The sequence below is a fragment of the Achromobacter aegrifaciens genome (assembly GCF_902859965.1).
Lineage (GTDB): Bacteria > Pseudomonadota > Gammaproteobacteria > Burkholderiales > Burkholderiaceae_B > Achromobacter > Achromobacter aegrifaciens.
The window spans coordinates 948000-971578 of record NZ_CADIKO010000002.1; the positions used below are offsets into that span (position 1 = coordinate 948000).

Genomic DNA, 23579 nt, shown 5'->3' on the forward strand with positions numbered 1-23579 from the left:
GTTTGCTGCGGACCGCTGGCCGGGGAAGACGCTGGCCGATAGTCCTTACCAACCGCTTGAATACGCGAGGGGTCTGGCGCCCCTCTTCAACCTTTCCTCATGACGAAAGCCAGCAGCAGCATGGACGCGATGAAGCTGATCCACACCGATGGCGGTTCGTCCAGCGAAAACCATTCCGCTGCCTTCTGGCCGAACCCCAGGAACGCCAGGTTGAGCCAGGCCGCAGCCATCAGGCCGATGAAGAGGCGGTCGCCGCGCGTGGTGCGCAGGGGCAGGAAGCCCTTGCGCTCGGCCGTGGGCGATTTCAGTTCCCATACCGTCATGCCTACCAGCATCAGCACGATGCAGGAAAAGAACACGGCGACGGGAGTGGTCCATACCATCCAGCTGAACATGAGCGCGCCCTCCTTGCCTCTACACCCGGCCCATCGCGAAGCCCTTCGCGATGTAATGCCGCACGAACCAGATGACGATGCCGCCCGGCACGATGGTCAGCACCCCCGCCGCAGCAAGCACGCCCCAGTCCATTCCGGAGGCCGATACGGTACGGGTCATGGTGGCGACGATGGGCTTGGCGTTGACCGAGGTCAGCGTGCGCGCCAGCAGCAGCTCCACCCAGCTGAACATGAAGCAGAAGAACGCCGCCACGCCCACGCCCGATTTGATCAACGGCAGGAAGATCGTCAGAAAAAAGCGCGGGAAGGAATAACCGTCGACGTAGGCGGTCTCGTCGATCTCTCGCGGCACGCCGGACATGAAGCCCTCCAGGATCCAGACCGCCAGCGGCACGTTGAACACCAGGTGCGCAAGCGCCACGGCCAGGTGCGTGTCCATCAGGCCGAAGGAGCTATAGAGCTGGAAGAACGGCAGCAGGAACACCGCGGGCGGCGTCATGCGATTGGTCAGCAGCCAGAAGAACACATGCTTGTCGCCAATGAAGCGGTAGCGCGAAAAGGCGTAGGCGGCCGGCAGCGCCACGGCCAGCGAGATCACCGTGTTGATGACCACGTAGATCAGCGAGTTGATGTAGCCCGAGTACCAGGCCGGGTCGGTGAAGATGGTGCGGTAGTGCTCGAAGGTGAAGTCGCGCGGCCACAGCGTCAGGGTGCTGACGATTTCGGTATTGGTCTTGAACGACATGTTCAGCATCCAATACAGCGGCAGGATGGCGAAGACCAGGTACAGGGTCAGGAAGACGCCGCGCCAGCGGGAATTTTTCTCACGCATTTGAGCGCTCCTCGTCAAAGCCGCCGGTGGTGCCGGCGCGTTGCATCCAGTTGTAGAGGATGAAGCACAAGAGCAGGATGATGAGGAAATAGATGATGGAGAACGCGGCCGCCGGCCCCAGGTCGAACTGGCCCACCGCCTTCTGCGTCAGGTACTGCGACAGGAAGGTCGTGGCGTTGCCCGGCCCGCCGCCCGTCAGCACGAACGGCTCGGTGTAGATCATGAAGCTGTCCATGAAGCGCAGCAGCACTGCGATCATGAGCACGCCCCGCATCTTGGGCAGCTGGATGTAGCGGAACACCGCCAGGCGCGACGCGCCGTCGATGCGGGCGGCCTGGTAGTAGGCGTCGGGTATCGCGCGCAAGCCCGCGTAGCACAGCAGCGCCACCAGCGGCGTCCAGTGCCACACGTCCATGACCAGCACCGTGACCCAGGCGTCGACGTCGTTGCCGGTGTAGTTGTAGTCCACGCCCAGCCAGGACAGCGTGGCGCCCAGCAGGCCGATGTCGGTGCGCCCGAACACCTGCCAGATGGTGCCCACCACGTTCCAGGGAATCAGCAGCGACAGCGCGATGATGACCAGCACCGCGGAAGCGCGCCAGCCGCTGGCCGGCATGGACAGTGCCAGCAGGATGCCCAGCGGGATCTCGATGGCCAGCACGGCCAGCGAAAAGCCGATCTGGCGGAACAGCGCGCCATGCAGTTCTTCATCCTGCAGCACGGCGGCGTACCACTCGGTGCCGACGAAGACGCGGCGCTCGGGCGAGATGATGTCCTGCACCGAATAGTTGACGATGGTCATCAGCGGCAGGATGGCCGAGAACGCCACGCACAGCACCACGGGCAGGACCAGGAACCAGGCCCGGTGATCTATGGGTTTCATCGGATCAGCTCCTCGTCGCGGTAAAAGCAGGTGTGCGGATTCAGCGCCGACAACCAGACCGTGCCGCCAGCCGCGGCCGGGACGATGTTGCTGGCCAGCCGGGCGCGCACCGGCGTGCCTTCGAAGTCCGCCACCAGCAGCGTGTAGGTGCCCACGTCCTGCACCCGCTCCACGCGCATGGCCAGGGCGCCGGGCGCGCCCGGCTCGGTAATGCGCAAGTACTCCGGACGCACGCCCAGCTTCACGGGGCCCGCGCCGTCCAGCTTTGCCGCCATCTCCGCCGGCACCCCGGCGACGCGGCTCTTGCCCACCTCCAGGCCGCCGTCGCGCCATTGCGCCGGCAGGAAGTTCATGCCCGGCGAGCCGATGAAATGGCCCACGAAGGTATGTGCCGGCCGCTGGAACAGGTCATCCGCGGTCCCGACCTGCACCGCCCTGCCGCGCGCCATCACCATGACCTCGTCGGCAAAGGTCAGCGCCTCGGTCTGGTCGTGCGTCACGTAGATCAGCGTCAGCTTGAACTCGTGGTGGATTTCCTTGAGCTTGCGGCGCAGCTCCCATTTGAGCTGCGGATCAATCACGGTCAGCGGCTCGTCGAACAGGATGGCCGACACGTCGCTGCGCACCAGTCCGCGCCCCAGCGAGATCTTCTGCTTGGCGTCGGCGGTCAGGCCGCTGGCGCGCCGGTCCAGCACATGCGACATCTCCAGCATCTCGGCGATGCGCCCGACCCGCTCGCCGATGAGCTTGGGCGCCATGCCGCGGTTGCGCAGCGGAAACGCCAGGTTCTCGGCCACGGTCATGGTGTCGTACACCACCGGGAACTGGAACACCTGGGCGATGTTGCGCGCCTGCGGCGTCTTGTCCGTGACGTCCTGGCCATCGAACAGGATGCGCCCGTGCGACGGCCGCAGCAGGCCCGACACGCAATTGAGCAGCGTGGTCTTGCCGCAGCCGGACGGACCCAGCAAGGCGTAGGCCCCGCCGTCCTTGAAGGTGAACGAAAGCGGCAGCAGTGCGTAGTCCTCGTCGGTCTTGGGGTCCGCCACGTAGGAATGGGACAGGTCCAGCTCGATCTGCGCCATCAGGCCGTCTCCCCAGCGCCCGCCGGCTGCCGCGGCGCCGCCAGCAGCGCGCCGCCCGCGCCGAAGGCATAGGTCTGCGCCGGGTCGAAATAGAACTGTACGCGGTGGTCCAGCGTGTAGCGGTGGACCCCGGGCAGTTGCGCCACCACGTCGCCCGCCGCCGTCTGCGCATGCACGAAGGTGTCGGATCCGGAGATCTCGGCCAGCTTCACCACCCCGGGCAGCGCGATGTGGCCGGGTCGCGGCTCGACATCGAGAGCGCCGGCGCGCAGGCCGGCGGTGATCTCCGCATCGGCGCCTTGCGGCAGCGCCCGCTCCACCGCCAGGTCTCCCTGCAGCACGAAGCCCGACCCCGTACGGCGCGCGGAGAACAGATTCATGGGCGGGTCGCTGAAGGCGCGGGCCACGCGGATGGAATTGGGGCGATGGAAGACCTCGGCCGTGGGGCCGTATTGCAGCAATTCGCCCGCATCCAGCACCGCGGTGTGGCCACCCAGCAACAGGGCCTCGCCCGGCTCGGTCGTGGCATAGACCACCGTGGAGCGCCCTTCGGCGAACAATTCGGAAAGTTCGTCGCGCAGTTCCTCGCGCAGCTTGTAGTCCAGGTTGACCAGGGGCTCGTCCAGCAGGATCAGCGGCGCGTCCTTGGCCAGCGCCCGGGCCAGCGCCACTCGCTGCTGCTGCCCGCCGGACAGCTCCGAGGGGTAGCGCTCCAGCAGGTGGTCGATGTGCAGCCGCGCCGCCATGGCGCGGACTTTTTCGCTGATGTCCGCCGCCCCGCGCAGCTTGAGCGGCGAAGCGATGTTGTCGTAGACCGACATGGACGGGTAATTGATGAACTGCTGGTAGACCATGGCGACGTTGCGCTGGCGCACCGGCACGCCGGTCACGTCGGCGCCGTCGACCAGTACGCGGCCCTCGGTGGGCCGGTCCAGCCCGGCCATGATGCGCATCAGCGAGGTCTTGCCCGCCAGGGTGGCCCCCAGCAATACCGTCATGGCGCCCTCGACGGGGGCCAGGCTCATGGGATACAGGTGCGTCTGCGAGCCGGCCCGCAAACCTACCCTGTCCAAGTTCAGCTGCATCTGGTCTCCTCTACCTACTTATACGTCCCTATTTTTACGGCGGACTTCGGTATTCGGTACAGCGGTCTCGGCCTGCATTCAAGCGAACAACAGGATGAGCATACTCTTTCAGATAGCTTTCGTTTATTGTGCGTTTTACTCAAGAAGCGAACAAAAAACAATCTTGCGGCGCGTCATTATTTTTCGCTTTTGTTGTTTTACTATACGAACATGACACTGAATCCCAGACAGAGCGCCCTGATCGAAATGGTGCGGGCCCAAGGCTCGGCCTCGATCGAGGAACTCGCCAAACGCTTTGACGTCACGCTGCAGACCGTGCGGCGCGACGTCAATATTCTTTCCGAAGCGGGCCTGCTGTCGCGCTTCCATGGCGGCGTGCGCATCGAAGCGTCCACCATCGAGAACATCGCCTACCGCAAGCGCCAGGGCCTGCACGCCGCCGGCAAGCAGCGCATCGCCGAGGCCGTGGCCCGCGCCGTGCCCGACGGCTGTTCGCTGATCCTGAACATCGGCACCACCACCGAAGCCATTGCGCGCGCCCTGCTGCGCCATCGCGGCCTGCGCGTCATCACCAACAACCTGCACGTGGCCGACATTCTCTCGGACAACCCGGACTGCGAAGTCATCGTGGCCGGCGGCGTGGTGCGTTCGCGCGACCGCGGCATCGTCGGCGAAGCCACCATGGACTTCATCCGCCAGTTCAAGGTCGACATCGGCCTGATCGGCATCTCCGGCATCGAGGCCGACGGCACGCTGCGCGATTACGACTTCCGCGAAGTGCGCGTGGCGCGGACCATCATCGAACAGTCGCGCGAAGTCTGGCTCGCCGCCGACAGCAGCAAATTCAAGCGCCAGGCCATGGTGGAACTGGCGCACATCTCGCAAATCGACCGCTTCTTCACCGACGCGCATCCGCAAGAGCCGCTGGCGCAAGTCCTGCTGGACGCCGGCGTGCGCTGCGACGTGGCGGCCGCCCCGAATACCTTGAAGCAAACACCTTGAATCCCATGAACCAACCCCTAGCCTCCGTCGCCCCGCCCGACCGCAACCGCCTCCTGAACACGCTGGACAACACGCACTCCTGGGACGTGATCGTCATCGGCGGCGGCGCCACCGGCCTGGGCACGGCGGTCGATGCCGCTTCGCGCGGCTATCGCACCCTGCTGATCGAAGGCGCGGACTTCGCCAAGGGCACGTCCAGCAAGGCCACCAAGCTGGTGCACGGCGGCGTGCGCTATCTGGCGCAGGGCAACGTCAGCCTGGTGCGCGAAGCGCTGCATGAACGCGGCCTGCTCAACCGCAACGCGCCGCACCTGGTGTGGCCGCTGGGCTTCGTGGTGCCAGCCTACAACCTGTTCGACCAGCCCTTCTACGGCATCGGCCTGAAGATGTACGACATGCTGGCCGGCAAGCTGAACCTGTCGCCCAGCCGCTGGCTGTCGCGCCGCGACACGCTGGCCAATGCGCCGACGCTGGCCGAGAACGTGCAGGGCAAGAATCTCAAGGGCGGCGTGCTGTACTACGACGGCCAGTTCGACGACGCCCGCCTGGCCGTAAGCCTGATGCGCACGCTGTTCGACCTGGGCGGCACCGCGGTGAACTACATGCGCGCCACCGGCCTGACCATGACGGGCGGCAAGGTCGACGGCGTAACGGTGCAGGACGCGATCGGCGGCGCCAGCTTCACGTTGCGCGCGCGCTGCGTGGTCAATGCCACCGGCGTGTGGGTGGACGCGGTACGGCGCATGGAAGACAAGAACGCGCAGACCATGGTGGCGCCCAGCCAGGGTGTGCACCTGACCTTGCCGCAGGATTTCCTGCCGGGCAAGCGCGCCATCCTGATCCCCAAGACCGACGACGGCCGCGTGCTGTTCGTGGTGCCATGGAACGGCCACACCATCGTCGGCACCACCGATACGCCGCGCGACGATCTGCCGCTGGATCCGCAGGCGGGCGCGCAGGATGTGGATTTCATCCTCAGCACCGCGGCGCGCTATCTCAGCCGCAAGCCCACGCGCGACGACGTCACCAGCGTCTGGGCCGGGCTGCGTCCGCTGGTCAAGGCCACGGGCGAAGCCTCCACCAAGTCCTTGTCGCGCGAGCACACCATCCTGGTGTCCAAGGCCGGGCTGGTGACCGTCACCGGCGGCAAGTGGACCACCTACCGCCGCATGGCGCAGGACGTGGTCGACACGGCCATCCAGCACCAGCTGCTGACGCAGGCCACCTGCCGCACGGAATCGCTGCCGCTGCATGGCGCGGCGGGCCTGGCGCCGTCGCAGGAGCATGCCGGCACGCCGGACAGCTACTACGGCAGCGACCTGCCGGCCCTGAAGGCGCTGCCCGGCGCGGACCGCATGCTGGTCAGGAGCAGCGGCTTGTCGGAGGCGCACGTGCGTTTCGCCGCACGGTACGAACTCGCGCGCAGCGCCGAGGACGTGCTGGCGCGGCGCAACCGCGCCTTGTTCCTGGACAGCGAGGCCGCGATGCTGGCGGCGCCCGAAGTGGCTCGCATCCTGGCCGAAGAGCTGGGGCATGATGCCGCGTGGCAGCAGCGCACGCTGCAGGAATTGGCGGTGGTGGCAGCGAATTACCGCTTGAAGTGACCGCCCATCCGGAGTGCCCGACCCGTCGGCGATGCTGACGGGATCTGCGCTACGGAACCCTTAGGGGGCTCTTCGCGATCATCGCTTCGAACGTGCGCAAGAGGGCCGGGTCGCATTTGGCGCCGGCTTCCTGGTTCAGGATGCGCATGATCTCCGCATGCGTGCGCGCAGGATGGTAGGGACGCGCATCGCCCAGGGCGTCGTAGGAATCTGCCAGCGAAATGATGCGCGAATGCGGCGGAATGTCCTCGCCCGCCAGTCCTGCGGGATAGCCCGAACCGTCGAAGTGTTCGTGATGATGGCGCACCGCCCGCGCGATCAGCTCGCGTTGCGGAATGTCGCTGTGCATGATGATGTCGGCGCCCACTGCGGCGTGCGCCTTCATGATTTCCCAATCGTCCTTGTCCAGCCGCTTCGGCGAATACAGCACACGATCCGGCGTGCCGATCTTGCCGATGTCATGCAGGCGGGCAGCGACCGCGACCGCCTCCTGTTCGGATTCCGGCAGGCCGCAGGCCCGGGCCAGCGCCACGCTCAGCGCAACAACTCTTTCGGAATGGCGGCCGGTGGCCGGGTCGCGCGCCCGCATGGCGGCAAACAAGGCCGCCACGCAGGAGCCAGCGGGATATTCGGGTACGTCTGGAGGCATCGGTCATCGCGCGCAATGGGCTCTTGCCGCTTTGCGCTGTAGCAAAAGGTCGCGATTCTGACACATTGCGCAGCAATCCTTGCCGATCAGATGCCGCGCGCCAGGGCAAAGCAGAGCCGGACCCGCCCCCGCATCCCGCGGGAACCGGGTCCGGCCCGCCAGCGCTCAATCCTTCAACCTGTCCAGCAGCGCCTGCGCCACGCCGACGGAAGATGCAGGATTCTGGCCCGTGACCAGCAAGCCATCGCCGACCACGTGCGGCTGCCAGTCCGGGCCGCTGCTGTACTGCCCGCCCAACTGCTTCAGCTCGTCCTCGACCAGGAAAGGCACCACGTCGCTCAACTGCACGGCCGCCTCTTCGGCATTGGAAAAGCCGGTGACCTGCCTGCCCTGCACCAGCGGCTTGCCGTCGGCCGTCTTGGCGTGGCGCAGCACGCCGGGCGCATGGCATACGGCCGCAACGGGCTTGCCCGCCGCCAGCATGGTCTCGATCAGCGAGACCGAATTGGGATCTTCCGCCAGATCCCACAAGGGGCCGTGGCCGCCCGGGTAGAACACGGCGTCGTAGTCGGCCGCCTGCACCTGCGCCAGCCGCAAGGTGGCGGCCAGTTGCCGCTGCGCGTCCTTGTCCTGGCGAAAGCGCCGCGTGTCGTCGGTCTGGGCGTCGGGGTCGTCGCTCTTGGGGTCCAGCGGCGGCTGGCCGCCTGCGGGCGAAGCCAGCGTGACCTTGGCGCCCGCGTCGACGAAGGCGTAGTACGGCGCAGCGAATTCTTCCAGCCAGAATCCGGTCTTGCGGCCGGTGTTGCCCAGCGTGTCGTGGGAAGTCAGCACGATCAGGATGTTCATGTGGCGCTCCTTTCGTCCGGGCCGACGCGCACAATGCGCTTGCCGGCGTTTTCACCCCTGAGCAGCCCGATCAGGCCGCGCGGCGCGTTCTCCAGCCCATCGACCACGTCCTCGCGATACTTGATGCGGCCTTGCTTGATCAAGCCTTCCATCGCCTCGCGGAATTCGCCGTAGCGGTGCGCGTATTCGTTGAAGATGATGAAGCCCTGCATCTTGAGGCGCTTGGTGAGGATGGTGCGCATCAGCAGGCCCAGGCGGTCCGGCCCTTGCGGCTGGCTGGTGGCGTTGTAGGCCGAAATCAGGCCGCAGACCGGTATCCGCGCGCGCGGGTTCAAGAGCGGCAGCACCGCGTCGAAGACCGCGCCGCCGACGTTCTCGAAATACACGTCGATGCCCTGCGGCACGGCGCGCGCCAGGCGGCCCGGCAGGTCGGGCGCCTTGTGGTCCAGGCAGTCGTCAAAGCCCAGCTCCTGGACTGCGTAGCGGCACTTGTCCGCGCCGCCCGCGATGCCAACCACCTTGCAGCCATGGATCTTGGCGATCTGGCCGACCACCGCCCCCACCGCGCCGCTGGCCGCGGCCACCACCACGGTCTCGCCCGCCTTGGGCTGGCCGATGTCCAGCAAGCCCATGTAGCCGGTGAAGCCGGGCATGCCCAGCACGCCCAGCGAATAGGACGGGTGTTCAGGATTGGGACCCAGCCGCAGCAGGCCGGCGCCATCGGACAGGGCGTAGTCCTGCCAGCCGGATTGCGCCAGCACCCACTCCCCTGGGCGGTAGTCGGGATGGTTGGAGGCTTCGACCCGCGTCACCGTGCCGCCGACCATGACGCCGCCGACCTGCACCGGTTCGGCATAGGACGGCGCGTCGCTCATGCGGCCGCGCATATAGGGATCGAGCGACAGGTACACGGTGCGCAGCAGCACCTGGCCGGGGCCGGGCTGCGGCACCTCGCCGGTTTCCAGGCGGAAATCGCGGTCCGCCGGCTCGCCTTGCGGGCGCGCGGCAAGCACGATGCGGCGGTTGATGGAAGACGATTGGGGCATGACGGTCCAGCCTCCTGCAAGAAAGCCGCCCGGGCCTGGCGCACACAACCCGGATGGCGGGATGGGGTACCGGCCCATTACACCATCTAAGCCCGCGCATCCGGTGTGTAACCCTGAAGCGCGCCCCTCTTTTAATTAATTAATAACTTAATTAACATACGCGGCATGCGTTCCGCTCCCTCTACCCCCTCCCGCCGGCCGGGCCGCCCGCCGCGACCCGACAATGCCGCCGCCCGCGCCAACCTGCTGGACACCGCCACCGGCCTGTTCGCGGCCCAGGGCGTGGCGGCCACCACGCTCACGCACATTGCGCAACGCGCCGGCGTCACCACGGCGATGGTGCATTACTACTTCAAGAGCCGCGACCAGTTGATCGACGCGGTCGTGCAGGAGCGGATCGTGCCGGTCATCGGATACGTCTGGTCGCCGTTGCCACAACCTCAGATTCCCGCAGCGGACCCCGCCGCTGCCGCGCGCGCCTTCATCGCCGAGGTCGTGGGCCGGCTGGTGCAAAGCGCGGTCGAACGGCCCTGGCTGCCGGCCCTGTGGCTGCACGAGGTCGTGAATGAAGGCGGCCAGCTGCGCGAACGCGTGCTGCGCCATCTGCCCGTCGAGCGCCTGCAGGCCTTCATCGGCCTCATCGCCGAATGCCAGCGCGCGGGCGCCATCACCCCGGACGTGGAACCGCGGCTGGTCTTTCTGTCCGTCCTGGGCCTGACCCTGCTCCCGCTGGCCACCTCCGGCCTGTGGCGGCGCGTCCTGCTGGACGCTGCGCAACCGCAGGCCATAGACACCCGCGCGATCGCGGCCCACGCCATCGCCATGCTCACCGGCGGCCTGTTCTCGCCGTCCGCCCCGACTCCCGCCACTCCAGGACGCTGACCATGCGCATCCCTCCCGCCTTGCGCCGCCCCCTGCCCGCCTCTGCGCTGGCCTTGCTTGCCCTGGGCGGTTGCGGCAAGGACAACGGCGCCTTTTTCCAGGGCTACGCCGAAGGCGAATATGTCTACGTGGCGTCGTCCGAGGCCGGCCGGCTGGCCGAGCTGCCGGTGCGGCGCGGCCAGCAGGTGCAAGCCGACGCGCCGCTCTTCGCGCTGGAAGCCACGCGCGAAACCGCGGCGCGCGACCAGGCCAGCGCGCAATTGGCCGCCGCCGTGGCCCAGGAAGAAGACATCGCCACCGGCAAGCGTCCGCCCGAAGTGGACGTCAGCCGCGCCCAGCTGGCGCAGGCCGAGGCGGCCAGCCGCCGCTCGGCGGCGCAACTGCGGCGCGATACCGACCAGTTCCGCATCGGCGGCATCGCGCGCGCGCAGCTGGACGACAGCCGCGAACAGGCGCAATCGGACGCGGCGCGCGTGCGCGAGTTGCAGGCCCAGCTGGAAGTGGCCCGCCTGCCCGGCCGCGACGACCAGCGCCGCGCCCAGGCCGCCCAAGTCGATGCGGCCCGCGCCGCGCTGGCCCAGGCGGAGTGGACGCTGGCGCAAAAGCGCCTGGCGGCGCCGGCCGCGGGGCTTGTATTCGACACGCTCTACCGCGTGGGCGAATGGGTGCCTGCCGGCAGTCCGGTCGTCAGCCTGCTGCCGCCGGGCAACATCAAGGTGCGCTTCTTCGTTCCGGAAACGGCGTTGGGCGCGCTGAAGGTGGGGCAACAGGCGACGGTGCGCTGCGATGGCTGCGGCGATCCCATCCCCGTGCGCATCGACTACATATCGACCCAGGCCGAGTACACGCCGCCCGTGATCTACAGCCGCGAAAGCCGCAGCAAGCTGGTCTACATGGTGCAGGCGCGGCCAGCGCCCGAAGCCGCCACGCGGCTGCATCCGGGCCAGCCGGTGGAAGCGGTGCTGCAATGAGCGCACCCGCCGCCACGCAGGAAGCGTCCGCCGGGCAATACGTCATCGACGTGCACGGCCTGAACAAGCGCTTCGGCAGCAAGCACGTCGTCAACGACGTGTCGCTCCAAGTGCGGGAAGGCGAGATCTTCGGCTTCCTGGGCCCCAACGGCAGCGGCAAGACGACCAGCATCCGGCTGATGTGCGGTTTGTTGACGCCGGATTCGGGCAGCGGGACCTGCTTGGGCTACGACATTCTGCGCGACAGCGCGCAGATCAAGCGGCACGTCGGCTACATGACGCAGAAGTTCTCCTACTGGGACGACCTGACCATCCGCGAGAACCTGGATTTCGTGGCGCGCATGTACGGCATGCCCGAACGGCGCGCGGCGGTGGACCGCGCGCTGGAAGACCTGGGCCTGCAAAGCCGCGCCGGCCAGTTGACGGGTTCCTTGTCCGGCGGCTGGAAGCAGCGCCTGGCGCTGGCGGCCTGCCTGCTGCATCAGCCGAAGCTGCTGCTGCTGGACGAACCCACCGCGGGCGTGGACCCGACCGCGCGGCGCGACTTCTGGGAGCAGCTGCATGAACTGGCGGCGCGCGGCATCTCGGTGCTGGTCAGCACGCACTACATGGACGAGGCCGAACGCTGTCACAAGCTGGCCTATATCTCCTATGGCCGGCTGCTGACGCAAGGCACGGCCGAGGACGTCATCGCCGAGCAAGGCCTGACCACCTGGGCCATCCACGGCCACAACCTGGTGCCTCTGGCGCAGCGCCTGCGCAACGCGCCGGGCGTGGACCAGACCGTGGCCTTCGGTTCGGCGCTGCACATCAGCGGCCGCGACGCCGCCCTGCTGGAACGCACGCTCAGGGACGCCATCGCCGGCCAGGACCTGACCCTGGAACCCATAGCCACCAGCCTGGAGGATGTCTTCATCTACCTGATGAAACGCTCCACCGACAACTTCGCGAGCCCGCCATGATGCGCCATCTGCAAGGCTTTTCCTGGTCGCGCTGGTGGAGCATGGTGCTCAAGGAGTTCCTGCAGCTGCGCCGCGACCGTATCACCTTCGGCATGATCGTGGGCCTGCCCATCATGCAGCTGGCGCTGTTCGGCTACGCCATCAACACGGATCCCAAGCAGATGCCTACAGCGGTCATCGCCGCCGACCACAGCCCGTTCACGCGCAGCTTCGTCGCGGCGATGAAATCGTCCGACTACTTCCACATCATCGAAGAACTGGACAATGAAGAAGCGGGCCGCGCGGCCTTGGCGCAAGGGCGCGTCCTGTTCGTCCTGACCATTCCGCCGGACTTCAGCCGCAAGCTGCTGCGCGGCGAGCGCCCCGCGCTGCTGATCGAGGCCGACGCCACCGACCCCATGGCGACCGGACTGGCCATCGGCGCGGCCACGCAGTTGTCGCAGGCCGTGGCGACCAAGGACCTGACCGGACCGCTGGCCAGCCTGGCCGGCGACCAGCCGCCCTTCGACGTGCTGGTGCACCAGCTCTACAACGAAGAGCAGATCTCGCAATACAACACCGTGCCGGGCCTGATGGGCGTGATCCTGACCATGACGCTGGTGATGATGACCGGCCTGGCCATGACGCGCGAGCGCGAACGCGGCACGATGGAAAACCTGCTGGCGATGCCGGTGCTGCCCATCGAAGTGATGACGGGCAAGATCGTGCCGTACATCGCGATAGGCCTGATCCAGTCCAGCATCATCCTGCTGGCCGCGCACTTCGTCTTCCACGTGCCGTTCCAGGGTTCGCTGTTGGCCGTGTACCTGTCTGCGCTGGTGTTCGTGGCCGCCAACCTGACCGTGGGCATCACCCTGTCGTCGCTGGCGCAGAACCAGTTGCAGGCCATGCAGCTGACCATGTTCTATTTCCTGCCCAACATGCTGCTGTCCGGCTTCATGTTCCCGTTCCAGGGCATGCCGATGTGGGCGCAATACCTTGGCAACCTGCTGCCGCTGACCCACTTCAACCGCCTGATCCGCGGCATTCTGCTCAAAGGCAACGGCTGGTGGGACTTGTGGCCCAGCATCTGGCCGCTGCTGGTGTTTACCGTGGTCGTCATGACCGCCGCCGTGAAGTTCTACCGCCGCACCCTGGATTGAACCGCCATGTCCCGCTCCACGCCCTTGCCCTTCCCGTCCGCCGCCGCGCCCTTGCGCCTGGCTGCGCCGGTCCTGTGCGCGCTGCTCGCGGGCTGCGCCGTGGGGCCGGACTTCGAGCGCCCGGCGCCGCCGCGGGTCGACGCCTACACCGCGCCTCGCGATGCCTCAGCCGCCAGCGGCGCGCAACGCCTGCAGGAGGGCGTCGACATCCCCGCGCAATGGTGGCAGCTGTTCCGCTCCGAAGCGCTCGACCAGCTGGTCCGGCAGGCCTTGCAGGCCAGCCCCACGCTGGAGCAGGCGCGCGCCCGCTTGCGCCAGGCCAATGAAGACCTGAACGCCGAAACCGGCGGCCGCATGCTGCCCCAGGTCGACGGCAACCTGTCGGTGACGCGGCAGAAGGTGGACCCTGCAGCCTTCGGCGTGCCGGTGGCCGAGCAGCCCCCGCCCTTCACGCTCTACAACGCGTCCATCGACGTGTCCTACACGCTGGACGTGTTCGGCGGCAATCGCCGCGCGCTGGAAGGCCTGGGCGCGCAGGTGAACTACCAGGCGCATGAGCTGCAGGCTGCGCGCATGTCGCTGGCCGCCAACGTGGTCACTGCCGCCATCCGCCAGGCCGACCTGAACGAACGCCTGGCCGACACGCGGGCATTGCTTGCGGCGCAGGAGCGGCAGCAGGACATCATGCGCCAGCGCCAGCAGGCGGGCGGCGTGTCCGAGGCCGATCTGCGCAACCAGGAGCTGCTGGTCGCGCAGACCCGGGCCACGCTGCCGCCGCTGGAATACCAGTTGGCGCAGGCCACGCACCAGCTGGCCGCCTACCTGGGGCTGGCGCCGGCCGAGCTGCGGTCCGCGCCCTTGCGGCTGGCCGACCTGACGCTGCCCGCCGACGTGCCCACCGGCGTGCCCTCGGCCCTGACGCGCCAGCGGCCCGACATCCTGGCCGCCGAAGCGCTCTGGCATCAGGCCTCGGCCAATGTCGGCGTGGCCGTCGCCAACCAGTATCCGCAATTCACCCTGACAGCCAACTTCGGCTCGCAACGCACCCGCGCGGGCGACCTGTCCGATGGCCTGAACGTCTGGAGCCTGGGCCTGGGCCTGGTCCAGCCGCTGTTCCATGGTGGCGAGCTGCGCGCGCGCACGCGCTCGGCCGAGGCCGCCTACGACGCGGCCGCGGCCGGTTACCGTCAAACAGTGTTAGAGGGCTTCCGGCAGGTCGCCGACGCCTTGCGCGCGGTGCAGACCGACGGCGACGCCTACCTGGCCAGCGACGAGGCCTGGCGCCGCGCCGACCAGGCCGAGCGCATCGCGCAAGGGCGCTACCAGGCCGGCGGCATCAGCCACCTGAGCCTGCTGGACAGCCAGCGCCAACTGCTTCAGACACGCATTGCGCGCACCGCCGCGGACGCGGCGCGCCACGCCGACACCGCCGCCCTGCTGCAGGCGTTGGGCGGCGGTTGGTGGAATGAAACGTCCGCCGACGCACCATAACGGTGCCGCGACGCGCCTTGCGTAACCTTGCCCGAGAATTCGGGTAATAAAGTGGCGTTGTGCGGGGTTTAGGAAATCGCTGTATCCGATGCATCATGCATGCGCTCATGCTGCACAGATCACTACGATTCATGAATGACCTACTAGACCTGATCGTCTTCTCTCCCGATCCCGGAGTGCGCGCGCACCGCGGCGCGGCGCTGGCGGAAATGGGCTTCTCGCCCCGGTTGTGCGAAGACTCCAATAACTTGTTCCGCCTGTTTCAGGCCCGCCGCACCCCATTGCTGGTGATGGAAGCCGAGCTGTCCGATCTCTGCATGGCCGTGGCTGGCCTGCGCGCCCTGGACACCACTGCGGGCATCGTCGCCATCTCCACCTTCGACTCGCCCGAAAATCGCATACTCGGCCTGCACTGCGGCGCAGACGTCTGCCTGCCCTCTGACGCGGGCGCAACGGAAATCGCGGCCGCGTTGCAGGCGCTGGTGCGGCGCATCCCCGCGCCTGGCCGGCGCGCCGTCGACGCCGAGCCGCGTCCGGCGCAGCCGGCGCCAGGCGACGCGGCAGGCAAATGGCAATTCCATGATGCGGCCTGGACGCTGGTCAGCCCGCAAGGCAAGCGCCTGGCCCTGACGCTGGCCGAGCGCGAGTTTCTGCTCAAGCTGACGGCTTCCGCCGACAAGCGCCTGCCGCGCGCCGACGCAGCCATCACCGATTCGCATGGCGGCCACGAATCGATGCGCCGCACCGACGTGCTGGTCAGCCGCCTGCGCCGCAAGGCCCAGGACCTGAACCTGGAATTGCCGATCCGCACCGTCTGGGGCTGGGGTTACGCCTTTACCGGAGAAATCTGAGGAGGCTGGCCCGGATCAGCGTACGCGCCGCCGCGGCGCCGCGCGGCGGGCGTATCATGCGGCGTACGAGGCCGACTCCCGGCCTGCGCCCCGCCACATCCCGATCTACGCGCCCCGACATGGAAGTCTACGAACGCCTGCAAGCCTTGCTTGCCCAGAACCAGGCCCGCTACCGCCTGATTGAACACGCCGCGGCCGGCCGCTCCGTCGAAGTCGCCGCGATCCGCGGCACCGAGGTCAGCCAGGGCGCCAAGGCGCTGGTCTGCCGCGTCAAGATATCCTCCAACCAGCGCCGCAACGTGCTGGCGGTGTTCCCGGCCGACAAGCAGGCCGACCTGGACGCCATCGCCCGCGCGGCCGGCGGCAAGAAGGCCTCGCTGGCGTCGCAGGACCTGGCGCGAGAACTCACCGGCTGCGAGATCGGCGCCATTCCGCCCTTCACTTTCAATCCGGACCTGCACCTGCTGGTGGACCCAAGCCTGCGCGAGCGCCACGGTGAAATCGTATTCAACGCCGGCCGCCTGGACGCCTCCATCCTCCTGAATACGGAAGACTACTTCCGGCTGGCCGCGCCCGACGAGGCGCCGCTGATCAAGGCCTGATCCCCAGGCCGCGCCACGAGGCCGCCGTGTTCCGTTCCTCGCTGAAACATGCCGCGCGCAACGCCAACATGCGTTGGCTGATGAGCCTGGCGCACATGGAGCCTTCGCCCGTCAGCCGCTGGGTGGCGCTGCGCGCCGCGCTGGCCATCGGCCTGCCTTCGGCGGTCGGACTCGCGCTGGACCAAAGCGCGGCGGCGGCCCTGGTTGCGCTAGGCGCGCTGCCCGCCATCACCGGCGACAACGGCGGCCCATACCGCAACCGCGCCCTGTCCATCGGCGCCACCGTGTTCGGCGGCGCGCTGGGATATTTCCTCGGCACCCTGATTGCAGGGCACGGACTGTGGACGTCCGCCGCCATGACGCTGCTGGTGCTGGCAGCCAGCCTGGTCGGCACCTTCAACAACATCGCCGCCGTCTCCACGCTGCAATTCGCCGCCTATGTCATCGTCGGCGCCAGCCTGACGTCCACCCTGCCGCCCTGGCTGCCTTCGGTGCTGGTGGGAGCCGGCGGCCTGTTCGGCCTGGCGCTGACCCTGACGGGCTGGGTGGTCCATCCGACGGCGCCCGAGCGCGCCGCCGTCGCCATGGCCTACCGCAAGCTGGCGGCCATGTTCGCCGCCATCGGCACCTCGCACACCATGAGCGCGCGGCGCGACATGGAAGCGGCCATGACGACCGCCTACGACACCGTGCTGGCCGCGCGCCGCAGCGCGGCCGGCCCCTCCCCGCGACTGGCCCGGCTGGCGGCCCAGTTGCAAGCCTGTACGCCTCTCACCAACACCGCCCTGGAGCTGGCCCGCGCCGGACGCGTGCTGCCGCGCGACTGCGCGCGGGTCATGAACCGGCTCGCAGACCGCGTGGAAAACGACGCAACGCCGGACCCGCGCGAGGACATCGCGGCCTTGCGCCACGTGGACATGGCCCCCTTGGCCGACGCGCTGGCCCAAGTGCAGCCTCTGCTGGACGGCGGCGCGCTTTCCGAAGCCGACGCCTTTGCCGGCCTGCCGCCGGCGCGGCCGCGCACGCCCTGGCGCGTGCTGGCGCGCACTTACCGGCCGGGGCCGACCACCTTGCGCTACCTGGTGCGGCTGGGCCTGTGCCTGATCGCCGCCGAGGCCGTGGCGCTGGCGGCCTCGCTGCCGCGTTCCTACTGGGTGCCGCTGATCGTGGTGGTGGTGTTCAAGCCCAACTTCGGCTCGGTGTTCGCGCGGGCGCTGCAAAGCTGCGCGGGCAGCGTGGTGGGCGTGGCGATCAGCGCGACCGTGCTGGCGCTGGACCGCAACGGCATCGTCAGCCTGCTCACGGTGGCGGGGCTGGCGTCCCTGCTGCCTTGGTCGGTGCGGCGCAACTACGGCTTGTTTTCCGCCATCCTGCTGCCCATCCTGATGCTGCTGATCGGCGCGCTGCAACCAGGCAGCTGGCCCATCGCGCTGGCGCGCCTGATCGATGTGGCCGTGGCCGCCGGCATCGTGCTGCTGGTGGGCTACCTGCCATGGATACGGATAGAACGCGGCAACCTGGACAACGCGGTCGCCGCCGCCATGGACACGCTGGCCGCCTACCTGAACACGGTGTTCCAGGCCGATCCCACCAGCCGCCACGACCTGCGCGCCAGCGCCTACGCACGCCTGTCCGATCTGCGCATCGCCTTGCAGCGCGGGCTGTCCGAGCCGCGCCTGGTCAGCCGCCGCGCACTGGCCTGGTGGCCGGTGGAGGTCGCGCTGGAACGCGTGGCCAACGCCATTTCCGACACGGCCTGGTCGCTGCCCGCCGACCAGGCCGCGCCTAGCGCCACGGAGCTGGCGCAACTGGCGGCCAGCCTGCACCAGATGAGCGCCGCCGTTGCGCAAGGCGCGGCCATGCCGGCCGCCGCCATCGCCTCGCCCGCCCCCGCGCTGCGCGACGTGGCCGCCCAGATCGAAGCCTTGCGCGCCGCGCTGGCCGGCCCGGATTTCGCGGCCGCGCCAGGCAAAGCCATCCCCGACAAACCCGCCAACCAGGTCTGAACCATGTGTCTTGCCGTACTGGCCCTGCATGCCCTGCCGGGCATCCCCGTCCTGATCGCCGCCAACCGCGACGAATTCCACCAACGCCCCACCTTGCCCGCCGCGCAATGGCCTGACGCCCCCGAGGTCTACGCCGGCCGCGACGGCCTGGCCGGCGGCAGCTGGATGGGCGCGACGACCGGCGGACGCCATGCGCTAGTGACCAACTTTCGCGAGCCGGGCAGGATGATCGAGAACGCGCCTTCGCGCGGCGCGCTGGTCGAAGACTATCTGCGCGGCACGGTCTCCCCGGCCGACTACCTGGCGCAAGTGCATGCCGCCGGCCAGGCCTACAACGGCTTCAACCTGATCGTGGGCGATGCGCGCGAAGCCTGGTATCTCAGCAATCGCGACGGCGGCCCGCGGCGCCTGGCTCCGGGCGTCTATGCCCTGTCCAACCATCTGCTGGACACGCCCTGGCCCAAGCTGGCGCGCACCAAGGCGGCTTTCGAGGCCGTGCTGCGCAGCGGGCCGCAGCCCGACCTGCCCGCGCTGATGGCCGCCCTGGCCGATCGCCAGCCCGCCGACGACGCCGACCTGCCCGCCACCGGCCTGCCGCTGGATCGCGAAAGGCTATTGAGCAGCCCGTTCATCGTCAGTCCGAACTATGGCACGCGCAGTTCCAGCGTACTGACGCTGCGCGATGATGGCGCCGGACAGCTGGATGAAAGGCGCTTCGCCCCGGACGGCTCGGTCAGCGGCGAAAGCCGGCTGACATTTTCCTGGAGCGCGGCACGCGGTACGCTTACCTAGACTGCGGAAACAATCGGTTGATATCGGAGACCCGCGGGTGCGAACTCCGCGCCGGCATGCGGGTCGAAATGTTCATGCGCGCACGACACCGCGCAGATCGTCCTATCCAGGAGAGTCTCATGAACAAGCGTTTAGAACGCTGCACCATGGCCGCCGCGATGGCGCTGGGCAGCATGGCCTTTGCCGGCGTCCTGTCCACCGCCCAGGCAGGCATGCCGGCAGTGCAGCAGCAGGGTTCGGTGCAATACGTCAGCGGCGGCATCGGCCTGGACGAATCCGAAGCCATGAAGGCCGCAGCCAAGGACTATCCGCTGGCACTGACGTTCGCGGCGCAACGCGGCGGCCAGGCAGACTACGTCGCCAATGTCGCCGTCACCATCAGCGATGCGCAGGGCAAGTCCGTGCTGCAAACCACTGCCGAAGGCCCGTACATGCTGGTCAAGCTGCCGGCCGGCAACTACAGGATTTCAGCGACCTACAACGGCCAGGCCCAACAGCGCGAAGTCTCGGTGCAGAACTCTGGCACCGCGCGCGCCGTGTTCGAATGGAAGTAGCGGCTTTCATGGCCCGCGCTTGAAAGCGCGCGCCACGGCTTCGATTTCGTTGGTCCAGATCCCGCCCGCGTATCCCGCCGGCACGCGGCGTATGTCCTCGGGGGTGTCGATGCCCGTGGAATGGCCCTCGCCGGCGTAAGGACCGAGCAGGAACACGCTGCTGCCCGCCGTCTCCATGCGGTCCAGGAAGCGGCCGGGCCAGCCCCACAACCAGGGCGCGACGTTCACCGGCACCGTCAGCGCCATGCCGCGGCAGACCTGCGGAACGTGGCCGGTCCAGCCCGCGGCCGCATAGCGCAACAGGCAGGACTTCAGGTCCGAGCGCGTCAGCGTGCGCACGCCCGGCGCCAACTGGCGCAACCGGCCTACCGGCTCCTCGCCCCCATACACCATGAAGTCTGCCCGCCTGGCCGGCGGCATGCCGTTGAGCACCGCCGCCAACGCCGCGCCCTCCTCCGCATCGCGGCTCTTGACGTTGATGAGAAAGCGCTGGCGCGGAAACGCCCCCAGCACTTCGGACAGCGTCGGCATCAGGCCCACGCCGCGCCCGCGGAACGGAAAGGTCTTGCCGCCATCGGCGGTATAGCCGTAGCCGATGTCCAGCGCCTTGAGTTCGGCCATCGTGTGTTCGCGCGTCGCGCCGCGGCCCTCGGTGCGGCAATCGACCGTCCAGTCGTGGAACACGGCGAACTGGCCATCGGTAGTGGGATGGACGTCGATCTCGACGATGTCCGCGCCGGCCTCGAAGCTCGCGCGCATGGACGCGATGGTGTTTTCCAGATAGCCGTGGGTGGGTTCGACGATGCGGGTCGCGGTGCAGGTGTCCCGCTCCAGGCCCGCCGCGTCGTAGCGTTGCGCGATGCCGCGATGCGCGAGCAGCGTCACCCGCGCACCGGGATCGGGCGCCGCCCAGTCAGCGTTGTTGATGTAGATGAAGCCTAGCAGCGCGATGGCCGCCAGTGCCGCGACACGCCGCTTGCGCATGGCGCCGTCCGTCAGACACCCGCGAACAGGATCGCGATGATGAAGCCCACGCTGATGGCCCACACCAGCGAACGCAGCGCGCCCCAGCCCGCCAGGTACATGGCCAGATAGCCCAGCCGCACGCCCAGCCAGCAGGCCATCAGCGTGGCCACGTGCGCGGGCGGCGCCTGGGTATACAGCGCGAACAGCACCGCCGCGTAGAAGAACGGCAGCGATTCAAAGGTATTGGTCTGCGCCGAATTGGCACGCGCGCGCCAACCTTCCTGGCGTGCCAGCCAGGCGCGCGGATCATTGTTGTCGAACTTCTTTCCGCCCGCCTTGGCGACGATGGCCGACACGAAAGGCAGCACTGCCGCCGCCAACATCAACCACGCGATCATCTTCATAGTCTGGCTCCCAGGTATCCGGCAGGCGCCAGGATACCTGGGTTCGCGGCGCGGCGTCAGCACACGCGCTCAGCGGTCCGGCGCGCATGCCGTGCGGCCCGCAAAGAGCCGCGCGTTTACACTCAGCCCTTTCAACGCCCGTCCACGCCCGTGTCCGCGCTAAGCCCCTGGTCCGCACTGTTCATCGCCGCCGCCATGTTGTGGCCACCCGCCACCCGCCGCTGGGCGCTGGCGCCGCTCGCCGCCGCCTACGCCTGGGCCTGGAGCGATGGCACGATAGACGCCGTGGCGCTGGCCTCGCCTGCGTTGCTGATCCTGGCCGCCGTGCTGGTCCGGCCCGCATCGGGCGCGCTGGCGCGCACCGCCGGCCATGCGCTCTTCATCGCGCTGGCCGCGCTGCTGTTCCTGCACCTGCTGCCGGGCTTTCACAACCCGCAGGTCATCGCGCCAGCGCCACTGAGTCCGGACGCCGTGCCTTTCGGCATGTACCTGAACCTGGACAAGCCGCTGGTGGCGTTCTGGGTCGTGCTGGCGCTGACGCCGCCGATGGCGGGACTGACTCCGCGCGCCACGCTGTCGTCCGCGTTCCTGGCTTGCGCGGGCGCCGTCGCCATCTGCCTGGGCTGCGCGCTGGCGCTGGGCGTGGTCGGCTGGGCGCCCAAGTGGCCGCAATCGGGCTGGATCTGGCTGATCAACAACGCCTTGCTGGTGACCTTGGCCGAGGAGGCGCTGTTCCGCGGTTATCTGCAACAGCGGCTGACGGACTTGTGGCGCGGCCGCGCCTGGGGGTCGTGGGCGGCGTTGATCATCGCGGCCGTGCTGTTCGGCCTGGCGCATTACGCAGGCGGCTGGCAATGGATGCTGCTGGCCAGCCTGGCGGGCGCGGCCTACGGGCTGGCCTACAAATACGGCGGCTTGGCCGCTGCGGTGCTGGCGCACCTGGGCCTGAACGCGGCGCACTTCGGCTTGTTCACCTATCCGATGCGCGCCGTGTTCTGAATGCCGGACCCGCCGGTCAGGCCAGGGCCGGATAGTCGGTGTAGCCGCCCGGGCCCGGCGCATAGAACGTGGCCGGGTTGGGCCGGTTCAGCGGCGCCTTGAGTTCGAAGCGGCGCGCCAGGTCCGGATTGGCGATGTACTGCACGCCAAAAGCCACGGCATCGGCGCGGCCCGCGGCAATGGCGGCCTCGGCGGACTCGCGGCCGAATCCTTCGTTGGCGATGTACGTGCCGCCGAATTCGGCCTTGAGCATCGGGCCCAGGCTGTCGGCGGCTTCGTATTCGCGCACGCACAGGAAGGCGATGCCGCGCTTGCCCAGTTCACGCGCCACATAGCCGAAGGTGGCGGCCGGGTTGGAATCGCCCATGGTGTGGATTTCCCCGCGCGGCGACAGATGCACGCCCACGCGGCCCGCGCCCCACACCGATATACAGGCATCCACAGCTTCCAGCAGCAGCCGCGCGCGGTTCTCCAGCGAGCCGCCATAGGCGTCAGTGCGATGGTTGGTGCTGTCCTGCAGGAACTGGTCCAGCAGATAGCCGTTGGCGGCATGCACTTCCACGCCGTCGAAACCGGCCTCCATGGCCATCTTCGCGCCGTGGCGGTAGGCCTCGACCACGCCCGGAATCTCGGCCGTTTCCAGCGCGCGTGGCGTGACGTAGGCGCGCTCCGGACGCACGTGGCTGACGTGGCCGCGGGCGGCAATGGCGCTGGGCGCCACCGGCAGTTCGCCATCCAGGAACATGGGGTCGGAGATCCGGCCCACGTGCCAGAGCTGCGCCACGATCAGGCCGCCGGCCCGGTGCACCGCGGACGTGACCTTGTGCCAGCCCTGGACCTGTTCTGGGGTCCACAGGCCCGGCGTATCGGCATAGCCCACGCCTTGCGGGGTGACGGCCGTGGCTTCTGTCAGGATCATGCCGGCGCCGGCGCGCTGGGTGTAGTACTCGACCATCAGGTCGTTGGGCACGCGGCCCGGACTGGCGTGCATGCGCGTCAAAGGCGCCATGACGATACGGTTGCGCAGCGTCAGATCGCCTGCGCGCAGGGGTTCGAAAAGTTGGCTCATGCGTAAATCCTTGGCCCCGGATCAGGGGCCGCTGGCGGCGTAGCAGGGCTACATATCCTGGTTCAATTGCCGCAGGAACGCGGCAATGGCGGCTTCGTTGCGACGGTAGAAAATCCACTGCCCCACCTTGGTCGCCGAGATCAGGCCCGCGCGCTGCAGAACGGCCAGGTGCGAGGACACGGTGGACTGGGACAGTCCGCAGCGTTCGTCGATGTGGCCCGCGCATACGCCATGCTCGAAAGTATGGCCCGGGCGTTCCTCGAAGTACGCGTGCGGCGTCTTCAGCCAGGCAAGGATGTCGCGCCGCACCGGATTGGCCAACGCCTTGAGGATGGCGTCGGCGTCAATGGCCGGTAACGAGGCGGCTGGGTCGGAGCTGGAAGTGGAGACCGTCATATTGAAGTATCGCAATTTATCGAATCTTATATCGGAAGTATTCGATATATAGTCATGCCCCTGCG

General features: G+C 68.2%; 25 protein-coding genes. 13 read left to right on the forward strand and 12 right to left on the reverse strand.

Annotated elements, in window-relative coordinates; translation table 11 throughout:
* Window positions 1-86: 86 nt before the first annotated feature.
* From HV793_RS15570 to HV793_RS15590, 5 genes are read right to left on the reverse strand one after another with little or no spacing between them, the layout of a single operon-like run.
* A complete protein-coding gene (locus tag HV793_RS15570; protein ID WP_054453883.1) occupies window positions 87-395 on the reverse strand; it encodes a DUF2160 domain-containing protein in 309 nt (102 codons plus the stop codon).
* A 19-nt stretch (window positions 396-414) separates the two neighbouring features.
* Window positions 415-1227 carry a carbohydrate ABC transporter permease gene (locus HV793_RS15575; protein WP_054453881.1) on the reverse strand — a complete coding sequence of 271 codons (813 nt, stop codon included), beginning with the start codon at window positions 1225-1227 and terminating at the stop codon, window positions 415-417.
* Entirely contained in the window at window positions 1220-2110 is an 891-nt protein-coding gene (locus HV793_RS15580; protein WP_054453879.1) for a carbohydrate ABC transporter permease, read from the reverse strand. Before HV793_RS15580 ends, HV793_RS15575 begins: the two co-directional genes overlap by 8 nt.
* Window positions 2107-3195: an ABC transporter ATP-binding protein gene (locus tag HV793_RS15585; RefSeq protein ID WP_054453877.1), complete on the reverse strand. Its 1089-nt coding sequence runs from the start codon at window positions 3193-3195 to the stop codon at window positions 2107-2109. The genes HV793_RS15580 and HV793_RS15585 overlap by 4 nt, the downstream gene beginning before the upstream one ends.
* The gene (locus tag HV793_RS15590; RefSeq protein ID WP_175213469.1) at window positions 3195-4280 is read right to left on the reverse strand and encodes an ABC transporter ATP-binding protein; all 1086 of its coding nucleotides are present in this window, start codon (window positions 4278-4280) and stop codon (window positions 3195-3197) included. The genes HV793_RS15585 and HV793_RS15590 overlap by 1 nt, the downstream gene beginning before the upstream one ends.
* 210 nt (window positions 4281-4490) lie before the next feature.
* Here HV793_RS15590 and HV793_RS15595 point away from each other — a divergent pair, with 210 nt between their 5' ends.
* Both HV793_RS15595 and HV793_RS15600 read left to right on the forward strand, forming a co-directional pair.
* A complete protein-coding gene (locus HV793_RS15595) occupies window positions 4491-5282 on the forward strand; it encodes a DeoR/GlpR family DNA-binding transcription regulator (RefSeq protein WP_013394120.1) in 792 nt (263 codons plus the stop codon).
* A 5-nt stretch (window positions 5283-5287) separates the two neighbouring features.
* Window positions 5288-6886 (forward strand): glycerol-3-phosphate dehydrogenase/oxidase, encoded by a 1599-nt coding sequence (locus tag HV793_RS15600; protein ID WP_119449638.1) that lies wholly within the window; start codon window positions 5288-5290, stop codon window positions 6884-6886.
* A gap of 49 nt (window positions 6887-6935) precedes the next feature.
* Here HV793_RS15600 and HV793_RS15605 read toward each other — a convergent pair whose 3' ends face one another.
* The 3 genes from HV793_RS15605 to HV793_RS15615 all read right to left on the reverse strand — a co-directional run bounded on the left by HV793_RS15605 (window position 6936) and on the right by HV793_RS15615 (window position 9427).
* Window positions 6936-7535 carry an HD-GYP domain-containing protein gene (locus HV793_RS15605; protein ID WP_175213470.1) on the reverse strand — a complete coding sequence of 200 codons (600 nt, stop codon included), beginning with the start codon at window positions 7533-7535 and terminating at the stop codon, window positions 6936-6938.
* Window positions 7536-7700: 165 nt separating this feature from the next.
* Window positions 7701-8381 carry a type 1 glutamine amidotransferase domain-containing protein gene (locus tag HV793_RS15610; protein WP_119449637.1) on the reverse strand — a complete coding sequence of 227 codons (681 nt, stop codon included), beginning with the start codon at window positions 8379-8381 and terminating at the stop codon, window positions 7701-7703.
* The gene (locus tag HV793_RS15615; protein ID WP_054453869.1) at window positions 8378-9427 is read right to left on the reverse strand and encodes an NADPH-dependent curcumin/dihydrocurcumin reductase; all 1050 of its coding nucleotides are present in this window, start codon (window positions 9425-9427) and stop codon (window positions 8378-8380) included. The genes HV793_RS15610 and HV793_RS15615 overlap by 4 nt, the downstream gene beginning before the upstream one ends.
* A 165-nt stretch (window positions 9428-9592) precedes the next feature.
* Between HV793_RS15615 and HV793_RS15620 the strand changes: the two genes are divergently transcribed.
* The 10 genes from HV793_RS15620 (at window position 9593) to HV793_RS15665 (ending at window position 19680) form a co-directional block, all read left to right on the forward strand.
* The gene (locus HV793_RS15620; protein ID WP_054453865.1) at window positions 9593-10309 is read left to right on the forward strand and encodes a TetR/AcrR family transcriptional regulator; all 717 of its coding nucleotides are present in this window, start codon (window positions 9593-9595) and stop codon (window positions 10307-10309) included.
* Between the two features lie 2 nt (window positions 10310-10311).
* Window positions 10312-11280, forward strand: a complete 969-nt coding sequence (locus HV793_RS15625; protein WP_175213471.1) for an HlyD family secretion protein — start codon at window positions 10312-10314, stop codon at window positions 11278-11280.
* Complete coding sequence (locus HV793_RS15630) at window positions 11277-12242, forward strand: ABC transporter ATP-binding protein (RefSeq protein ID WP_054453859.1); 966 nt, start codon at window positions 11277-11279, stop codon at window positions 12240-12242. The genes HV793_RS15625 and HV793_RS15630 overlap by 4 nt, the downstream gene beginning before the upstream one ends.
* Entirely contained in the window at window positions 12239-13384 is a 1146-nt protein-coding gene (locus tag HV793_RS15635) for an ABC transporter permease (RefSeq protein ID WP_175213472.1), read from the forward strand. Before HV793_RS15630 ends, HV793_RS15635 begins: the two co-directional genes overlap by 4 nt.
* Window positions 13385-13390: 6 nt before the next feature.
* Complete coding sequence (locus tag HV793_RS15640; RefSeq protein ID WP_175213473.1) at window positions 13391-14875, forward strand: efflux transporter outer membrane subunit; 1485 nt, start codon at window positions 13391-13393, stop codon at window positions 14873-14875.
* A 131-nt stretch (window positions 14876-15006) separates the two neighbouring features.
* Window positions 15007-15726 carry a response regulator transcription factor gene (locus HV793_RS15645; protein WP_054454806.1) on the forward strand — a complete coding sequence of 240 codons (720 nt, stop codon included), beginning with the start codon at window positions 15007-15009 and terminating at the stop codon, window positions 15724-15726.
* A 119-nt stretch (window positions 15727-15845) separates the two neighbouring features.
* Window positions 15846-16328, forward strand: a complete 483-nt coding sequence (locus HV793_RS15650; protein WP_054453853.1) for a YbaK/prolyl-tRNA synthetase associated domain-containing protein — start codon at window positions 15846-15848, stop codon at window positions 16326-16328.
* A gap of 26 nt (window positions 16329-16354) precedes the next feature.
* The gene (locus tag HV793_RS15655; RefSeq protein ID WP_054453852.1) at window positions 16355-18334 is read left to right on the forward strand and encodes an FUSC family protein; all 1980 of its coding nucleotides are present in this window, start codon (window positions 16355-16357) and stop codon (window positions 18332-18334) included.
* Window positions 18335-18337: 3 nt separating this feature from the next.
* Window positions 18338-19126: an NRDE family protein gene (locus HV793_RS15660; protein WP_054453850.1), complete on the forward strand. Its 789-nt coding sequence runs from the start codon at window positions 18338-18340 to the stop codon at window positions 19124-19126.
* Window positions 19127-19245: 119 nt separating this feature from the next.
* Window positions 19246-19680 (forward strand): carboxypeptidase-like regulatory domain-containing protein, encoded by a 435-nt coding sequence (locus HV793_RS15665; RefSeq protein WP_054453848.1) that lies wholly within the window; start codon window positions 19246-19248, stop codon window positions 19678-19680.
* 6 nt (window positions 19681-19686) lie between these two features.
* On the opposite strand, the gene HV793_RS15670 is transcribed toward HV793_RS15665, so the two are convergent.
* Complete coding sequence (locus tag HV793_RS15670) at window positions 19687-20664, reverse strand: glycerophosphodiester phosphodiesterase family protein (protein WP_175213474.1); 978 nt, start codon at window positions 20662-20664, stop codon at window positions 19687-19689.
* 11 nt (window positions 20665-20675) lie between these two features.
* A complete protein-coding gene (locus HV793_RS15675; protein WP_175213475.1) occupies window positions 20676-21050 on the reverse strand; it encodes an MAPEG family protein in 375 nt (124 codons plus the stop codon).
* A 150-nt stretch (window positions 21051-21200) separates the two neighbouring features.
* Between HV793_RS15675 and HV793_RS15680 the strand changes: the two genes are divergently transcribed.
* Window positions 21201-22049 (forward strand): CPBP family intramembrane glutamic endopeptidase, encoded by an 849-nt coding sequence (locus HV793_RS15680; RefSeq protein ID WP_370540087.1) that lies wholly within the window; start codon window positions 21201-21203, stop codon window positions 22047-22049.
* A 16-nt stretch (window positions 22050-22065) separates the two neighbouring features.
* Here the strand turns inward: HV793_RS15680 and HV793_RS15685 are convergent, their stop codons facing one another.
* Together HV793_RS15685 and HV793_RS15690 are read right to left on the reverse strand one after the other, a co-directional pair.
* Window positions 22066-23118 carry an alkene reductase gene (locus HV793_RS15685; protein ID WP_175213476.1) on the reverse strand — a complete coding sequence of 351 codons (1053 nt, stop codon included), beginning with the start codon at window positions 23116-23118 and terminating at the stop codon, window positions 22066-22068.
* A 48-nt stretch (window positions 23119-23166) separates the two neighbouring features.
* Window positions 23167-23514, reverse strand: coding sequence for an ArsR/SmtB family transcription factor (locus HV793_RS15690; RefSeq protein WP_054453838.1), 348 nt, complete (start codon window positions 23512-23514; stop codon window positions 23167-23169).
* Between the last annotated feature and the right edge of the window lie 65 nt (window positions 23515-23579).

Coding starts and splice junctions, on each gene's coding strand:
- HV793_RS15605 (WP_175213470.1), bottom strand. CDS start 7,535: ATGCCTCCAGACGTACCCGAATATCCCGCTGGCTCCTGCGTGGCGGCC.
- HV793_RS15575 (WP_054453881.1), bottom strand. CDS start 1,227: ATGCGTGAGAAAAATTCCCGCTGGCGCGGCGTCTTCCTGACCCTGTAC.
- HV793_RS15615 (WP_054453869.1), bottom strand. CDS start 9,427: ATGCCCCAATCGTCTTCCATCAACCGCCGCATCGTGCTTGCCGCGCGC.
- HV793_RS15620 (WP_054453865.1), top strand. CDS start 9,593: ATGCGTTCCGCTCCCTCTACCCCCTCCCGCCGGCCGGGCCGCCCGCCG.
- HV793_RS15685 (WP_175213476.1), bottom strand. CDS start 23,118: ATGAGCCAACTTTTCGAACCCCTGCGCGCAGGCGATCTGACGCTGCGC.
- HV793_RS15595 (WP_013394120.1), top strand. CDS start 4,491: ATGACACTGAATCCCAGACAGAGCGCCCTGATCGAAATGGTGCGGGCC.
- HV793_RS15665 (WP_054453848.1), top strand. CDS start 19,246: ATGAACAAGCGTTTAGAACGCTGCACCATGGCCGCCGCGATGGCGCTG.
- HV793_RS15625 (WP_175213471.1), top strand. CDS start 10,312: ATGCGCATCCCTCCCGCCTTGCGCCGCCCCCTGCCCGCCTCTGCGCTG.
- HV793_RS15690 (WP_054453838.1), bottom strand. CDS start 23,514: ATGACGGTCTCCACTTCCAGCTCCGACCCAGCCGCCTCGTTACCGGCC.
- HV793_RS15585 (WP_054453877.1), bottom strand. CDS start 3,195: ATGGCGCAGATCGAGCTGGACCTGTCCCATTCCTACGTGGCGGACCCC.
- HV793_RS15640 (WP_175213473.1), top strand. CDS start 13,391: ATGTCCCGCTCCACGCCCTTGCCCTTCCCGTCCGCCGCCGCGCCCTTG.
- HV793_RS15635 (WP_175213472.1), top strand. CDS start 12,239: ATGATGCGCCATCTGCAAGGCTTTTCCTGGTCGCGCTGGTGGAGCATG.
- HV793_RS15600 (WP_119449638.1), top strand. CDS start 5,288: ATGAACCAACCCCTAGCCTCCGTCGCCCCGCCCGACCGCAACCGCCTC.
- HV793_RS15610 (WP_119449637.1), bottom strand. CDS start 8,381: ATGAACATCCTGATCGTGCTGACTTCCCACGACACGCTGGGCAACACC.
- HV793_RS15570 (WP_054453883.1), bottom strand. CDS start 395: ATGTTCAGCTGGATGGTATGGACCACTCCCGTCGCCGTGTTCTTTTCC.
- HV793_RS15660 (WP_054453850.1), top strand. CDS start 18,338: ATGTGTCTTGCCGTACTGGCCCTGCATGCCCTGCCGGGCATCCCCGTC.
- HV793_RS15630 (WP_054453859.1), top strand. CDS start 11,277: ATGAGCGCACCCGCCGCCACGCAGGAAGCGTCCGCCGGGCAATACGTC.
- HV793_RS15590 (WP_175213469.1), bottom strand. CDS start 4,280: ATGCAGCTGAACTTGGACAGGGTAGGTTTGCGGGCCGGCTCGCAGACG.
- HV793_RS15580 (WP_054453879.1), bottom strand. CDS start 2,110: ATGAAACCCATAGATCACCGGGCCTGGTTCCTGGTCCTGCCCGTGGTG.
- HV793_RS15670 (WP_175213474.1), bottom strand. CDS start 20,664: ATGCGCAAGCGGCGTGTCGCGGCACTGGCGGCCATCGCGCTGCTAGGC.
- HV793_RS15645 (WP_054454806.1), top strand. CDS start 15,007: ATGAATGACCTACTAGACCTGATCGTCTTCTCTCCCGATCCCGGAGTG.
- HV793_RS15650 (WP_054453853.1), top strand. CDS start 15,846: ATGGAAGTCTACGAACGCCTGCAAGCCTTGCTTGCCCAGAACCAGGCC.
- HV793_RS15675 (WP_175213475.1), bottom strand. CDS start 21,050: ATGAAGATGATCGCGTGGTTGATGTTGGCGGCGGCAGTGCTGCCTTTC.